Raw genomic sequence first — 14,917 nt, 5'->3', positions numbered from 1 at the left:
CGAGGTGGGGATGCGGGGTCAGGCCTTCACGCTTCCGGCGGCCAGTCCCGACTGCCAGTAGCGCTGGAGGAGCAGGAACACGATCACCAGCGGGATGATCGCCAGCAGCGATCCGGTGATGATGAGGTTCTGGATGGGGTCGGCGTTCGTTCCGGTGGACTGCGCGTTCCACTGCGCCAGCCCGAGCGTGAGCGGGTACCACTTCGGATCGCTGAGCATGATCAGCGGCAGGAAGTAGTTGTTCCACGTCGTCACGATCGAGAACAGCAGCACCGTCACGAGGCCCGGCGCCAGCAGGCGGATCGACACCGTGAAGAAGGTGCGGAACTCGCCGGCCCCGTCGATGCGGGCCGCCTCGAGGATCTCGCTCGGCACGGCCTCGCTCGCGTAGGTCCACATCAGGTAGAGGCCGAACGGGCTCACGAGCGACGGGATGATGATCGCCCAGGGCGTGTTCACCAGACCGATCGAGCTGAACAGCAGGAAGGTGGGCAGCGCCAGGGCGGTGCCCGGGATGGCGACCGCTCCGAGCACCACGGCGAAGACGGCGCTGCGTCCTTTGAAGCGGAACTTCGCGATGCCGTAGCCGCCGAGGGCGGCGAGGATCGTGGCGCCTCCCGCCGACACGACCACGTAGAGCAGCGTGTTGAGGAACCAGCGCGAATAGATGCCGTCGTTGTAGCTGAAGACCTCGCCGATGTTCTGGAAGAGGTTGAAGCTGGAGCCGAACGACAGCCCGAACGAGGTGAAGAAGTCGTCCTGCGACTTGGTCGAGTTGATCAGCAGGTACGCCAGCGGCACCAGCGTGTAGAGCACCAGCACGATCATCACGATCGTGAGGCCGATGGAGGAGCGGGGAGCGAGCCGGGATCGCCGGCGCTCGATCGGGGCGGCGTTCATCGGAGTTCCTTCCGGGTGCCCCGGAGCTGCACCACATAGGCGATCACGGCGGTGAGGAGTCCCATCACGATCGCGATCGTCGCCGAGTAGTTGTACTGCTGTCCGGTGAAGGCGAGGTTGTAGGCGTAGAGGTTGGGGGTGAACGTGCTGGTGATCGCGTTCGGTGCGATCGGCTTCAGCAGGTTCGGCTCGTTGAAGAGCTGGAAGCTGCCGATGATTGAGAAGATGGTGGTGATCACGAGGGCGCCGCGCAGGGCGGGCAGCTTGATCGACAGGATCGTGCGGAACGCTCCGGCGCCGTCGAGCGACGCCGCCTCGTACAGCTCGTTCGGCACGGTGCGGAGCGCCGCGTAGAAGATCACCATGTTGTACCCGGCGAACTCCCACACGGCGATGTTCGCGATCGAGCCGAGCACCCACTCGGGGGTGAGCGGTGTGAAGATCTGGGCGCCCAGGAAGGAATTGATCGAACCCACCAGCCCGAAGCGCGGACCGTAGATGAAGCCCCAGATGAGCACCGCGACGACGCCGGGCACCGCGTAGGGGAGGAAGAGCAGGATGCGGTAGAAGCCCGGTGCCCGCAGCCGCCCGCTGTCGATGGCGAGCGCCGCGATCAGCGAGAAGACGAGCATGATCGGCACCTGGATGATCATGAAGCCGAACACGCGGCCGACACCGAACCAGAAGTCGGGGTCGGTGAGGGCCTGCCCGTAGTTGGCGAGGCCCACGAAGCTCGAGCCGCCGACCAGCTGATCGCGGAACAGGCTCAGGTAGATCGCGTAGACGACGGGAGCCAGGATGGCGATAGCGAAGAACACCAGGAAGGGGATCACGAAGGCCCATCCGCTGGAGACGACCGGGCGGCGACGAGGTCGAGCCGGGGCCTTGGATCCGCTGGCGACTAGGACAGCCATGAGATGAACACTCCCTCGGGTCGGATAGCCCGCGGGCTACATCGAGCGATACTACGGAGCGCCCACGGCGCGTCACGATAGACAGAACGGAGGATCGGCCTGGACATATCGACGAACAACCGCGTCGCCGGTCAGCGCGCAGGGGCAATTCCCCGGCGATCCGGCCCGGATCGCCTGGACGGATCTCCTCAGTCGTGCGGCTGCGAGCGGTCGCGGAACGACAGCCGGTAGCTGCTCGGGCTGGTGCCGTTGATCGCGCGGAACTGGCGGGAGAAGTAGAACGGGTCGTCGTAGCCCACCGCGCGGGCGATGTCGGCCACCGTGGCCTCGGTGGTGATCAGCAGCTCGCGGGCCCGGGCGCTGCGGAGGCGCTTGTGGTACTCCACGACGCCCATCCCGGAGGCCAGCCGGAAGCGGGCCGAGAAGTGCGAGACGCTGAGCCCGGCGATCGTCGCGAGCTCCGCGACGCTCGTCGTGGTCTCGAGATGCTCCCGCAGGTAGTCCTGTGCCGCGAGGATCGGATCGCCGGTCTCCTTCGCTCCCCGCGCCCGGTCGGCAGCGAGCTGGGCCAGCAGTCCCCAGGCGGCGCCCGACGCGGCGAACAGGCTCGCCAGCGTCTCGTCCCGCTCGAGGGAGACCAGTGCGTGCTCCAGGGCCGCCTTCGCGGCGTAGGGATCGTGCACCTGCATCACCGGCGAGAAGTCGTTCGAGGGCTGCGTGATGGCGGTGACGAGGTCGTCGGCGTCGGCGCCGGTCACGTGCATCCACCAGATCGTCCATGGGTCGCGGGGATCGGCGCGGTAGCGGTGGGGCTCGCCCCGCGGGATGACGGCGACCTCGCCCGGTGCCACCGGGTGCTCCTCGCCGCGCACCTCGAGGTGTCCGGCTCCTCCGGTGCACAGGATGACCACCACCTCCTCCGCGCCGCGAGGCCGATCGCGGCCGTGCGCCGCGGCGTGGGGGAAGTGGCCGGCGTCGGTCACGAGCATCCGCCCGGTGATCGGCGTCGACAGCGCCTCGGCGACCCGGGGCCTCGGCAGCACCCGCAGACGCTGCCCAGGGAATCCGTCTCGAATCAGCACGGGCGCCAGTCTAGACAACCTCGTCAGCGATTTGTCCAGGTTCACCGAGGAGCCCACTATGGCGCGCACCCGCCCGCGATCTCTAACCTCGACGCTGTGACGAATGCCGACGCCGCCCTCAGTCTGATCGACCTGCCCGACGCGCCCCCCGAGCAGCAGGCCCTCATCGACCAGGGCGGGGTCGCCTGCTGGACGAGCGCGATCGAGATCGACAGCTACGAGCCGGGCGAGCCCGACCGCTACCCGCTCTTCCTCGACCGGCGGGTCTACCAGGGGTCCAGCGGCAAGGTGTATCCGATCCCCTTCGTCGACAGCATCGCCGCGGAGAAGACCCCGCGGCGGTGGCGGGCCGTCCACCTCGAGAACCGCTGGGTGCGGCTGATGCTGCTGCCCGAGATCGGCGGCCGCATCCACATCGGCTACGACAAGACCCGCGGCTACGACTTCTTCTACCGCAACAACGTCATCAAGCCCGCCCTCGTGGGCCTCGCCGGCCCGTGGATCTCGGGCGGCGTCGAGTTCAACTGGCCGCAGCACCACCGCCCGGCCACCTTCCTCCCGGTGGAGACGAGCATCGAGCGTGCCGGCCCGGGCGACGTGACGGTATGGCACAGCGACCTCGATCCCCTGCAGCGGATGCGCGGCGACCACGGCGTGCGGCTGCGCGGCGACAGCTCGGCGATCGAGGTGGCGGCGCGCCTGCACAACCGCACGGACGAGCCGCAGACCTTCCTCTGGTGGGCCAACGTCGCCGCCCGGTCGCACGACGACTACCAGTCGTTCTTCCCCACCGACGTGCGCTACGTGGCCGACCACGCCCGGCGCGCGATCACCGCCTTCCCGCGCGCTGACCGGCCCTACTACGGGGTCGACTACCCCGCCCTGGCCGATGCCGAGCATCCGGATGCCGACCGGATCGACTTCTACGGGAACATCCCCGTGCCGACCTCGTACATGGTCACCGACACCGAGCAGGGCTTCTTCGGCGGCTACGACCACCGCGAACGCGCCGGCTTCGTGCACTGGGCCGATCGCTCGATCTCGCCGGGCAAGAAGCAGTGGACCTGGGGCGACGGGCCGATCGGCCACGCCTGGGACGCGCAGCTGACCGACTCCGACGGACCCTACGTCGAGCTGATGGCCGGGGTCTTCACCGACAACCAGCCCGACTTCAGCTACCTGGCACCCGGGGAGACGCGGAGCTTCAGCCAGTACTGGTTCCCGATCCAGGAGATCGGCCCGGCGCACCAGGCGACGAAGGACCTCGCCGTGCGGCTGGACGCCGACGTCACCGAGACTCGGGTCGGCGTCGCGAGTGCGGTGCGGCTCGTCGACGCGCGGGTGGTGCTCGAGCACGCGGCGGAGGGCGCCGACGGCAGCGCGCCCACGGTCGTCGCCGAGTGGACGATCACGGTGCAGCCCGGGGACCCCTTCCTGGTCGTGCACCCGGCCGCAGGCGAGGGAGGCGCCCTGACCGTGCGGGTGCTGAACGGTGACGACGAGCTCATCGCGTTCACCTCCGCCCCAGCAGCCGCAGACGCCGATGCTGCTGCCGACGACCGGCCCGAACCGTGGGCGGCCACCGAGCCGCCGCTGCCCGAGCAGATCGAGAGCGTCGACGAGCTCTACCTCACGGGCGTGCACCTGCAGCAGAACCGGCATCCGACCCGATCGGCGGTGCCCTACTTCGAGGAGGTGCTGCGGCGCGATCCCGGCGACTCCCGGGCGTCGATCGCCCTGGGCGCCGTCGCCTACCGCCGGGGCGACTACGAGGCGGCGCGCTCGCACCTGGAGCGCGCCCTCGAGCGCCTCACCCGCCGCAATCTGAACCCGGTGAGCGGTGAGGCGAGCTACCGGTTGGGCCTCGTGCTGGAGCGGCAGGGCGAGCTCGGCGCCGCCGCGGCGCACTTCGGCAAGGCGGGGTGGGACGCGGCCTGGGCGCTGCCCTCCGAGCTGGCGCTGTCCCGCGTCGCTCTCCGCGAGGGGCGGGGCGCGGATGCTCTGCGGCACGCGCGCTCGGCGGAGGCGCACGACCGGGCGAACCCCGACGCGGCGCACCTGGCGATCCTGGCCCTGCGCGCGCTCGGCCGTGACGCCGAGGCCGCCTCCGCACTCGCCGCCCGCCGGGAGTCCGATCCTCTGGACGCGGTCGCGGCGGTGCTGTGCGGCCTGGAGCAGGGCGAGGTCGCCCGGTTCGCCGACCCGAAGACCGTCCTGACGGTGGCCGTCGACCTCGCCCGCCGCGGGCAGTGGCGCGCGGCGCTCGCCGCCACCGACGCAGTCGCCGAATCAACCGGGGGCGCGCACCGGGCCCGCGGGCATGCTTTCGGCAACCCCGTTCCCGTCGCGCACTACCTCCGGGCGACGTGGTGGGAGGCGCTCGGCGAGCCGGAGCGCGCCGTCGCCGAGCGACGCGACGCGCGCACCGCCGACTCCGCCCTGGCCTTCCCCTTCGGACTCGACGAGTACGACGCCCTCCTCGCCGCCACCGCGGCCGACGCCGGCGACCCGGTCGCGCCGGCCCTGCTCGGCTCGTGGCTGCTCGACGCCGGACGCACCGAGGACGCCCTGGCCGCGCTGCGCGACGCCGTCGCACTCGGCAGCACCGACCCGGTGGCCTGGCGGAACGCGGCGATCGCGACCGTCAACACGGGCGGCTCCGGCGACGCGGCCGACGAGCTCCTCGCGCGGGCCCTCGAGCTCAGCCCCGGCGACCCGCGCCTCGTCTTCGAGCGCGACGTGCTGGCGCGCATCCGGGGCATCGGGCCCGCGGAGCGGCTGCAGGCGCTCGAGCGCCACGGCCTCCCGGTCGTGCTCCGCCGCGACGACCTCACGGTGAACCACCTCGAGCTGCTCGTCGCCACCGGTGCCCCCGACGACGCCCTCGACATCCTCGCGTCGCGCACCTTCCGGCCGTTCGAGGGTGGCGAGGGCCGGGTGATCGCCGTGTACGACGCCGCCACGATCGAGGTGGCGCGCCGGATGCTCGAGCGGCAGCCGCGCGACGCCGCCGAGCTCCTGCGCTCCGGCGTGGCCGTGCCGGCGAACCTGGGGGAGGGGCGTCACCCTGCCGACAGCCTGGCCGAGCGCTTCGTGCTCCTCGGCGACGCGCTCGAGCTCGCCGGGGAGACCGAGCAGGCGGAGTCCGCCTGGCGACGGGCCCGTGACGGCGCGGGGGCACTGGCGGTCGCATCGCGGCCGGCGGAACCGGCCGACTACTGGGTCGGCGTCGCCCACCTGCGCCTCGGCGAGCCCGACGAGGCGGATCGCGTCTGGACGGCGCTCGAGGAGCGCGCCGCGACGCTCGAACGCGAGAAGGACGCCGTCGACTACTTCGCGACCTCGCTGCCCGAGCTGCTGCTCTTCGACGTCGACACCGAGGCCTCCCGTCTCGCCCTCGCCGCCCGGCTCCGCGCCCTCGCGCACCGAGGCCGCACGAGGGGCGCGGTGCCCGCCCGGGCCTGACCCGGGGCGCACCCGGGCGCCGGCCGCGCGACCGGCGCAGCCCGTCGGAGGGGCGGGTGCGCCCGCGTGATCCCGGGCCGCGCCGCCGGCCCAGGGTGGCGAAGCGCGGCCAACACACGGCCGCAACGCGGGTGAAACAGGCGCGTCCTACTCTTCGAGCGTGACCTTCTCACCCGCCTCCCGCGCCTCCGTGGTGATCTTCTCGGGGCCCCGTGCCACCATCCAGAACAGTGCAGCGCTGCGCACGAGCCAGTCGGTGCGCCAGGCGCGTGGGCTCGCCGGCGCCGACGAGAGCCTGCCCGAGTCGCTTCGCGCCCAGCAGCTGGCCGCGCCGGTGACCGCGTACGTGAAAGCCTTCTCCGCGCATCCGCTCGAAAAGGACGCTCAGGAGCTGTACGGCCCGGTCGACGGCTGGCTCGACCCGGCGTCGGGCGAGTTCAGCGCTGACGCGCGCGACGGCTGGACCCCCGTCTACGAGGTCACCCTCGACCCGGCGAAGGGCCCGTTCCCGCTGCCCTACGCCGCCACCCAGGCGAACGGCGAGCCCTGGGACGGCCCGTTCGACGACAACGGCACCGCCCGGCAGCTGTTCTACCCCGACGCCTCCCGCATCGTGGCCGAGATCGACCGATTCGGCCTCGACGGCTACGGCGGCAACAACCTGATGAGCGGCGTGGCCGACTTCGACTTCGTGCGGGCGGCGCCCTCCGGCGGCTACACGAAGGGGCAGCCGGCGGCCGAGCGCACCGACTCCGCGCTCCTCGGCAGCGAGCACGGCGACCTGCCGCCCGAGGTGCTCGGCGAGGACTTCTTCCCCTACATGCCCATGCGCCAGGAGCCGGCGCTGCCGACCCTGGCCGCCCTGACGAACATCGTCTACGACACCCTGACGAACGGCGACTACGACGGCGCCATCTGGCTCGAGGGCAGCCCCACCACCGAGGAGACGGTGTACTGGCTGAACCTCGTCATCCCCACCCGCCGCCCCCTGATCGGCAACTGCTCGCAGTACGGCCACGGCGTCTTCGGCAACGACGGCGACCACAACCTCGTGCAGTCGGTCAACTACATCGCCTCGGGCGTCTGGGCCGACGAACAGGGCGACGACCGGGTCGGCGCCGTGATGATCCAGAACGGCCAGGTCTTCACCAGCCGTGAGGTGCAGAAGGCGGATGCGCGTCCCGGCGGCTACATCGCCTACGGCGGCCACGGCGGCATCGTGGGCAACACGGTCGAGGACCCGGTGCTCTCCTTCGTGCCGGTCGCCCGCCACACCTCCACCTCGGCGCTGCGCCTCGACAGGCTTCCGGATGCCGTGCCCGGCCTGAACGGCGACGCCGTCGTGACCCGCGACGACGCCGGTCACCTCCGGCCCGAGGCCATGCCGAAGGTGACCATCGCCCGCTACGTCAACTACGGTCAGGACGACTTCAGCGACAGTGCCGACAGCGAGGTCGAGATCCTCGCCCGGATCGAGAAGAACCTGCGCGACCACCCGCTCTCCGGCCTGGTGGCCGAGGGTTCGGCGCCCTACGGCGGCGTCTACGAGTCCATGCGGGCGGCGCTGCTGAAGGGCGTCTTCCGCGGGATGCCCGTGGTGGCGGTCGGCCGCGGCGGAGGCGGCTACGCGTTCGGGCAGTCGACGATCGGCGGCCTGTTCATCCGGGGCAGCAACCTCTCGGCGCCGAAGGCGCGCATCCTGCTGATGGCGTGCCTGCTGAAGTTCGGGGCGCTCCCGCTGCCCGCCGACCCGGAGGCGCCGACGCCGGCCGAGCTCGACGCGATCCGCGCCGCGGTGGCCGAGTACCAGACCGTCTTCGACACCCACTAGCCAACCGCCAGCCCCGCAGAACAGGAGCACCACCATGGTCAGCTACGGCGTCTTCCTCCCCGTCGGCAACAACGGCTGGATCCTCTCGACCACCTCCCCGCAGTACGAGCCGACGTTCGCCCTGCAGCGGAGCATCGTCGAGCGCGCCGAGCACTACGGCCTCGACTTCGCCCTCGCGATGCTGAAGTACCGCGGCTACGGCGGCGAGACTCAGCACTGGAACCACACGATCGACCCGATGACCCTGATGGCGTCGCTCGCCCCGATCACGAGCACCATCAAGCTCTACGCCACCGTCTCGCCGCTCAGCTACAACCCGATCGTGGTGGCGAAGATGGCGCAGCTGATCGACGAGGTCTCGGGCGGCCGCTTCGGCATCAACCTGGTGGCCGGCTGGAACCGCAGCGAGTACGCCCAGATGGGCGCCTGGCGCGGCGACGACTACTACGGCTACCGCTACGACTACCTCAGCGAGTTCACCCAGATCCTGCTCATCGCGTGGGAGACCGGCCGCGTCACCTTCCACGGCGAGTACTTCGACATCGAGGACTGCGAGGTGCTGCCGACCCCCGTCGGGCACATCGACCTCATCTCGGCCGGCTCCTCGCCGCGCGGCCGCCGCTTCGTGGCCGAGTACGCCGACTACCACTTCGGCTCCGGCCAGAGCGCCGAGGAGGTGGCCGCCTCGAACGCCCACCTCGCCGCCGAGAGCGAGAGCCTCGGCCGCACGCCCGGCTCGTTCGCGACGACCCTCCTCGTGATGGGCGACACGGATGCCGATGCGGCCCGCAAGGTCGAGCTCTACCAGCGCGGGGTCGACCGGGGCGCGGTGGAGGGGATGGTGCGCGAGTACTCCAACGACACCAGCACCGACGGCTCGAGCGCGGCCGTGGCCGCGAGCCACCGCGCCGACGTCTCGCCGTTCTACGGCGGTCGCGCCCTCGTCGGATCGCCGCAGACCGTGGCCGACCACCTCAACGCCATCGCGGCGGTGCCCGGAACGGCCGGCACGATGCTCACCTTCGACGACTTCGAGGAGGGCCTCGAGCGCTTCGGCACCGAGGTCATGCCCCTGCTCGACCACCTGCCGACGAAAGGCTGACCGCCCGTGCCCTACCAGATGAGCCTCGCCCTCGACCTCTCGTTCTCGCACCACCAGGGCCGGTGGCGGCTGCCCGGGTCGTGGGAGGGCCGCACCTTCCCCGATTTGCGGATGTACACCGAGCTGCTGCTCGCCGCCGAGCGCGGCTGCCTCGACATGGTGTTCTTCGGCGACGGCTCCGGCATCCCGTCCACCTACGGCGACTCGATCGACGCGGCCGTGGAGTGGGGCATCGGCTACCCGCGGCAGGACATGAGCCCGTTCATCGCGGCCCTCGCGCAGCAGACGCAGCACATCGGCTTCGGGCTGACCTACTCGTCGACCTTCATGCATCCGTTCTACGTCGCCCGGTTGCTGAACTCGCTCGACCTCGTCACCCAGGGCCGGATGGCCTTCAACGTGGTGGCCTCCAGCCGGGGAGCGGATGCGGCCAACTACGGCTTCGACGCGCTGATGGACCACGACGCCCGCTACCGCCGGATGGAGGAGTTCGTCACCGTCTGCCAGGAGCTCTGGCGCAGCGTCGACCGCGACGCCTTCGTCTGGGACAAGGAGACCGGGATGGTCGCCGAACCCGGCCGCATCCGGCCGATCGACCACGCGGGCGAGTTCTTCCAGGTGAAGGGTCCGCTCAACTCGGTGCCGAGCCCGCAGCAGGCGCCGGTGCTGATTCAGGCGGGAGGGTCGCCGCGAGGCATCCGCGCCTCGTCGACCTTCGCCGACGTCGTGTTCGGCGGCGCCTTCGACAACGCCGACCGCGCGAAGCACCGTGCCGCGCTCGACGAGGCGCTGCTCGAGCAGGGGCGCGATCCGTCGCGGGTCGGCATCCTCTGGGACCTGCAGCTGATCGTCGGGGAGACCACCGACGACGCGCTCCGCCGCAAGCAGCAGCTCGCCGACCTCCTGCCGCCCGAGGCCGCCGCCGCGCAGTTCGCCAACAACACGGGCTACGACTTCGCCAAGCTGCCGGCCCGCTTCACGCTGACCGAGCTGACGGCCGAGGTGATCGCGAAGCAGGCGAGCCCGATGGGTTTCCGCGACCTGGTGAACGAGCACGGCGCCGACACCGAGCTGAGCCGCGAGGAGTTCTTCGACTCGCTCTGGAAGGTCGCCACCGGCTACGAGCACACCGTGGCCGGCAGCGCGGCCGAGGTGGCCGACTACCTCGAGGAGTCGTACGAGGCCACCGGCAGCCGGGGCGGCTTCATGGTCGCGCATCCGCAGGTCACGCCCCGTGACCTGATCGACGTGGTGGGGCTGCTCGTGCCCGAGCTGCAGCGGCGCGGACGGTTCCGCACGCGCTACGACGGCACGACCCTGCGCGACACCCTCGGGGTGCCCGCCTTCGCGTGAGAGTCTGAGACCGTGAGCCCCGAGAATCCGACCGGCCAGGATGCGCGGACGCCGCCCGGCGCCGGCCGCCCCACCGGCCCGCCACGCCGGCGCAGTTTCACCGAGGACAAGATCCTCGACCTCGGCCAGCACCGCCGGCAGGACGAGGCGCGGCGTCTGCGCGACCTCGTCTCGGCCTTCGTGCTCTCGGGCGCCACCGACGGGGAGCGGCTGCCGAGCGACGAGGAGATCGCCCGCGAGTTCTCCTGCACCCGCAACACCGCCCGCATCGCGATGCAGATGCTCGTGCAGGAGAACACCATCGGCCGGACCGCCGGCCAGGGCACCTATGCGAACCCGCGCCCGCTGACCTGGCGCACCGACCGGCTGCTGGATCAACTGAAGATCGACCCGCCGCCCCTCGAGCACGACTACGTGCTGATCGGCTGGCGCGAGACGACGGCGGTGCCGTCGCCGATGGCCGCCCTGTTCGACGAGACGGTCGATCGGATGGCCGTGTTCGAGCGGGTCATCCTCTACAAGGGGCGCCCCGGTTCCCTGCGCACCTACTACCTGCCGCTGCGGCCCGGCGACGAGTTCGGGCAGGCCGACGCGAACGACGACGTGTTCGAGATCATCGAGAGCCGGTTCGGGCACGAGCGGCTGACGGCCGACCGGCAGATCAGCGCCATCTCGGCCGACCTCTCGGCCGCCGAGCTGCTCGCGACCGAGGTCGGCACGCCGCTGCTGTTCATCGAGACGACCGTGCGGGAGCCGGGCGGCACCGTGGTGATGATCTACCACGGGCGGCAGCGCTCCGACCAGGTGCGGATCGCGCTGGAGCCGTCGCGCGGCGACCTGTAGGGCCGGCGCAGCGGGCGTGCTGCGCCGGCCGGGATGCCGCTACGCCGTGCCGGGGCGGCGGGCCACCGCCGGCGCGAGCAGCACGAGAGCCGCCACGAGCACCGCTGCGATGACCGAGACCGCCGCGAGGGCCCCCGCCGCATCCGCGAGCGCGAAGACCGCGAGCGGGCCCACCGCCGCGCCGATGTCGCCGGCCGTGCGGGTGAGCCCCACCACCGCGCCGGCGGCGGCGGGTTCGAAGCGCTCGCCGGTGACGACGTTCGGCACCACCCCCGCCACGCTGGTCGAGACGTAGTAGACGACGATCACGGCGCCGAAGGCGAGCGGCGCCGTCACGACCGGGAAGAGCATCAGGGCTCCCGCCCCCACGAGCGCCGAGGGCAGCAGCACGCTCAGCCGGGCGCCGCGGTCGACGAGCCGGCCGACCACCGGCAGGGCGGCGATGCTGATCACGGTTCCGGCGGCCATCGCGACGCCGAGGGTCAGCGGCGTGAGTCCGCCGGTGTCGTAGGCGAGCACCGGGATCAGCCCCTGCTCGCCGGCGAAGCGGGCCAGGAAGGTGGCGAAGGAGACTGCCACGAGTCCCACGACGAGCGCGCCGGCGCCGGTGGGGAGACGGCGGCGCGGACGGGGTGCGGCGGCACGGGCATCCGTCGTCGCGTCGTCGTCACCCCGCTCGACGCTCTTCGGCGCGAAGGCCGCCCAGTAGTGCGTCGCCGGCCGCACGAGGTCGACGACGAGGCACGCGACGAGCGGCACGACCGCCACCGCGAACGCCCCGGCCACACCGAGCACCGTCACCGCGCCTCCGCCGAGCAGCGCGCCGACGGCGGATCCGCTCATCATCACCACGGTCGCGGTCGACATCGTGCGGCCCCGGCGCTCGGGCGGCGCTCCCGCCACGAGCACCGAGAAGCCGATCGTCACGGCCGCCCCGCCGAGCACCCCCGCCACCAGGCGGGCGGCGAGCAGCAGCGGCTCGCTCGGCAGCAGCCCGGTCACCGCGGTCACCAGCGCGAGCAGCACCGAGACGATCTGCAGGAAGCGCCGAGGCGGCACGCGCCGGAGTGCGAGCCCCGCCGGCACGTTCGCGATCACCCGCCCGATGGCGAACGCCGCGATCAGCAGGCCGATGCTGCCCGTGCCGATGCCGAACCGCTCGACGAGCAGAGGAAGCGCCGGCACGATGACGCCCCAGGTCATCTGCGCCGACGCGATGAACGCGCAGGCGAGGATCGCCTGCGCGTTCATGCCCAGCGGGCGCCCCGCGAGGGGGCCGGGGGTGCGGTCGTTCAGTCGGTCATCCCGATCGTCGTGTCGATGAACTCGTTGGTCACGAGGTCGGCGGGGGTGAGGCCCTCGGCGGGGGTGACGCCCTGCGTCGTGTAGACGGGGATCACCTTGTCCATCAGGTCCTGCACGCGGGCCTCGTCGAAGTCGCCGAGGGTGTCGTTGTCGCCGTTGCCCGAGATGCCGTCCTCGATCATCGTCTGCACCGCGTAGTCGGCGACGCCCTGGGTGTAGACCCAGCCGGTGTCGTACTGCTCGGCCAGGTCGAGGATGAGCGAGTTCGCCTCAGCCGGGTCGGCGAAGTAGTCGACCTCCGCCTGCTGCAGCACGGGCACGATCGCCTTCAGGCAGTCGGCCTGCTCGGTGACGTCGGCGGAGCGCACGACCACCGGGTCCTGGTAGGGGCGGAAGCCGAGGTCGTCGATGAGCTGGTAGGCCACGGGCTTCATCCAGTTCTCCACCTCGTTCTCGTACACGTAGGGCTCTGCCGAAGCGTAGCCCTGCTGCGCGTCCTTGCCGTCGGCGGCCACGAAGTTCGCCGGGGTGCCGTCGTACGAGGCGTCCGTCTGATCGGCCGGGATGACGCCCGCCGAGGTCAGGTACTGCATGTACGCGGTGTCCGCGAAGTAGCGGATGATCGCGCCCGACTCCACCAGCTCGGGCACCGTCTTCACGTCGGGATACGTCTCCGGGTCCCACATGATCATCAGCGGGCTGATGTCGTGCGAGGCGAACACCGCCGTGGTGGGCATGTCGGCCGACTGCGCGATCGACTCGTCGGTCGAGACGTAGCCGAGCAGGATGTCGGGGTCGGTGTACATCAGGCTCGACACCGGCTGGAACCCGGTCGCCGGGCCGCCCGCTCGGATCTCGACGTCGACGCCGGTGTACTCGCCCGCCGAGTAGAGCGGGCCCGAGACCGACTTGGCGGTCGCGTCGATCACCGGGTCGGGACCGAGCAGCTCGTAGAGGTGGCCGTGCTCGGCCTCCGGGTTCCAGCCGGTCTGGATGACGACGGTCGCCGGGCACACGCCCGACAGGTCGACGTCGCCCACGGCGGCCGCCGGGGTGGACCCGCCGGACTCCTCGGCCGAGCTGCCGGAGCTGCAGGCGCTGAGGGCCAGCGCCGTCACGGCGACGAGGCCGACGGCTGAGGCGAGGCGGGGAACGGATCGGGGCATGGCGTCTCCATCTGTCGAAGGGCGCTCCGGCGGGGCGGAGGCGCGGGAATGGTGCAGGTGGTGCGAGCGGAGTCAGTCTGTCCTGCCGTCGTTGCACCGGTGTTTCGGCACCGCGAAGGATCGGTTGCGCCACTTCCTCCGCGCCAGAACGCGCGGCGGGGGAGCGGCTGCGCCACCGCCGGCGCCGGCCTGACGAGCGGATGCGCATCCGCTCTCTGACGGATTGTGACTGGCGAAATACGCCCGAAACCTCCGGCGCCGATACTGGAAGGGCAACGTAAGCCGTTGCGGGCCCACCGAGCCACAAGACCTCGGTGGAGTGTTGAGGGATGCGATGTCTCGCGCTGCGGCTCGCTGCACCGCTCCCTCATTTCCTGTCAATCGGTATGAAGTGAGAAGCAATGGCACTGAAGGTCACCATCGTCGTCGGCAACCCCAAGCCGCGCTCGCGCACGCTCAAGGTCGCCGAGACCCTGGTCGAGAAGCTGCTCGTGCCGGGATCGTACGAGCTCGAGATCATCGACCTCGCCGATCACACGGGCGAGATCTTCGCGTGGCCCTCCGACACGATGGCCGCCCTGAATGAGCGGGTCGCCTCGAGCGACCTGGCCGTGTTCGCGTCGCCCACCTACAAGGCGACGTACACCGGGCTCCTCAAGGCGTTCCTCGACCGCTATCCCGCGAACGGCCTCGCGGGGGTGACGGCGATCCCGGTGCACACCGGGGGAGACCTCACCCACGCCATGGGTCCGACCGTGAACCTCGCGCCGCTGCTCGTCGAGCTGGGTGCGGTCGTTCCGGGGCGCGGGCTCTACTTCGTCGCCGGCCAGATGGACCATCTCGACGAGATCGTCTCGCAGGCCGCGGCGGAGTACGCGCAGAACCTCGCGCGGCTGGCCGTGGTGGCCGGCGCCACCGCCTCTCACTCCGCATCGGTTGCGTGACCGCAAGGAGAC

General features: G+C 71.3%; 11 protein-coding genes. 6 read left to right on the top strand and 5 right to left on the bottom strand.

What is annotated here, in order from left to right; genetic code table 11:
* Positions 1-18 precede the first annotated feature (18 nt).
* The 3 genes from BJ984_RS03000 to BJ984_RS02990 form a co-directional block, all read right to left on the bottom strand.
* A complete protein-coding gene (locus BJ984_RS03000) occupies positions 19-900 on the bottom strand; it encodes a carbohydrate ABC transporter permease (RefSeq protein ID WP_179546770.1) in 882 nt (293 codons plus the stop codon).
* Positions 897-1,814, bottom strand: coding sequence for a carbohydrate ABC transporter permease (locus BJ984_RS02995; protein ID WP_179546769.1), 918 nt, complete (start codon positions 1,812-1,814; stop codon positions 897-899). The genes BJ984_RS03000 and BJ984_RS02995 overlap by 4 nt, the downstream gene beginning before the upstream one ends.
* A gap of 188 nt (positions 1,815-2,002) precedes the next feature.
* Positions 2,003-2,896, bottom strand: coding sequence for an AraC family transcriptional regulator (locus BJ984_RS02990; RefSeq protein WP_271206377.1), 894 nt, complete (start codon positions 2,894-2,896; stop codon positions 2,003-2,005).
* Between the two features lie 96 nt (positions 2,897-2,992).
* Between BJ984_RS02990 and BJ984_RS02985 the strand changes: the two genes are divergently transcribed.
* From BJ984_RS02985 to BJ984_RS02965, 5 genes are all read left to right on the top strand, one after another.
* A complete protein-coding gene (locus BJ984_RS02985) occupies positions 2,993-6,361 on the top strand; it encodes a DUF5107 domain-containing protein (RefSeq protein ID WP_179546768.1) in 3,369 nt (1,122 codons plus the stop codon).
* 160 nt (positions 6,362-6,521) lie between these two features.
* Positions 6,522-8,192, top strand: a complete 1,671-nt coding sequence (locus tag BJ984_RS19035) for an asparaginase domain-containing protein (RefSeq protein ID WP_218869966.1) — start codon at positions 6,522-6,524, stop codon at positions 8,190-8,192.
* Between the two features lie 34 nt (positions 8,193-8,226).
* Complete coding sequence (locus BJ984_RS02975) at positions 8,227-9,294, top strand: LLM class flavin-dependent oxidoreductase (protein ID WP_179546767.1); 1,068 nt, start codon at positions 8,227-8,229, stop codon at positions 9,292-9,294.
* Between the two features lie 6 nt (positions 9,295-9,300).
* The gene (locus BJ984_RS02970) at positions 9,301-10,647 is read left to right on the top strand and encodes an NtaA/DmoA family FMN-dependent monooxygenase (protein ID WP_271206376.1); all 1,347 of its coding nucleotides are present in this window, start codon (positions 9,301-9,303) and stop codon (positions 10,645-10,647) included.
* A 12-nt stretch (positions 10,648-10,659) separates the two neighbouring features.
* A complete protein-coding gene (locus BJ984_RS02965) occupies positions 10,660-11,490 on the top strand; it encodes a GntR family transcriptional regulator (RefSeq protein WP_179546766.1) in 831 nt (276 codons plus the stop codon).
* Positions 11,491-11,529: 39 nt separating this feature from the next.
* Here BJ984_RS02965 and BJ984_RS02960 read toward each other — a convergent pair whose 3' ends face one another.
* Together BJ984_RS02960 and BJ984_RS02955 are read right to left on the bottom strand one after the other, a co-directional pair.
* Positions 11,530-12,741: an MFS transporter gene (locus tag BJ984_RS02960; protein ID WP_179546765.1), complete on the bottom strand. Its 1,212-nt coding sequence runs from the start codon at positions 12,739-12,741 to the stop codon at positions 11,530-11,532.
* A gap of 41 nt (positions 12,742-12,782) precedes the next feature.
* Positions 12,783-13,961, bottom strand: a complete 1,179-nt coding sequence (locus BJ984_RS02955; protein WP_179546764.1) for a substrate-binding domain-containing protein — start codon at positions 13,959-13,961, stop codon at positions 12,783-12,785.
* A gap of 401 nt (positions 13,962-14,362) precedes the next feature.
* On the opposite strand from BJ984_RS02955, the gene BJ984_RS02950 reads away from it, so the two are divergent.
* Positions 14,363-14,905, top strand: coding sequence for an NADPH-dependent FMN reductase (locus BJ984_RS02950; RefSeq protein ID WP_179546763.1), 543 nt, complete (start codon positions 14,363-14,365; stop codon positions 14,903-14,905).
* Positions 14,906-14,917 lie beyond the last annotated feature (12 nt).

Source organism: Herbiconiux flava (genome assembly GCF_013409865.1).
Lineage (GTDB): Bacteria > Actinomycetota > Actinomycetes > Actinomycetales > Microbacteriaceae > Herbiconiux > Herbiconiux flava.
Note: the sequence above shows the minus strand (reverse complement) of the source record. Positions and strands in the feature narration are given on the sequence as shown.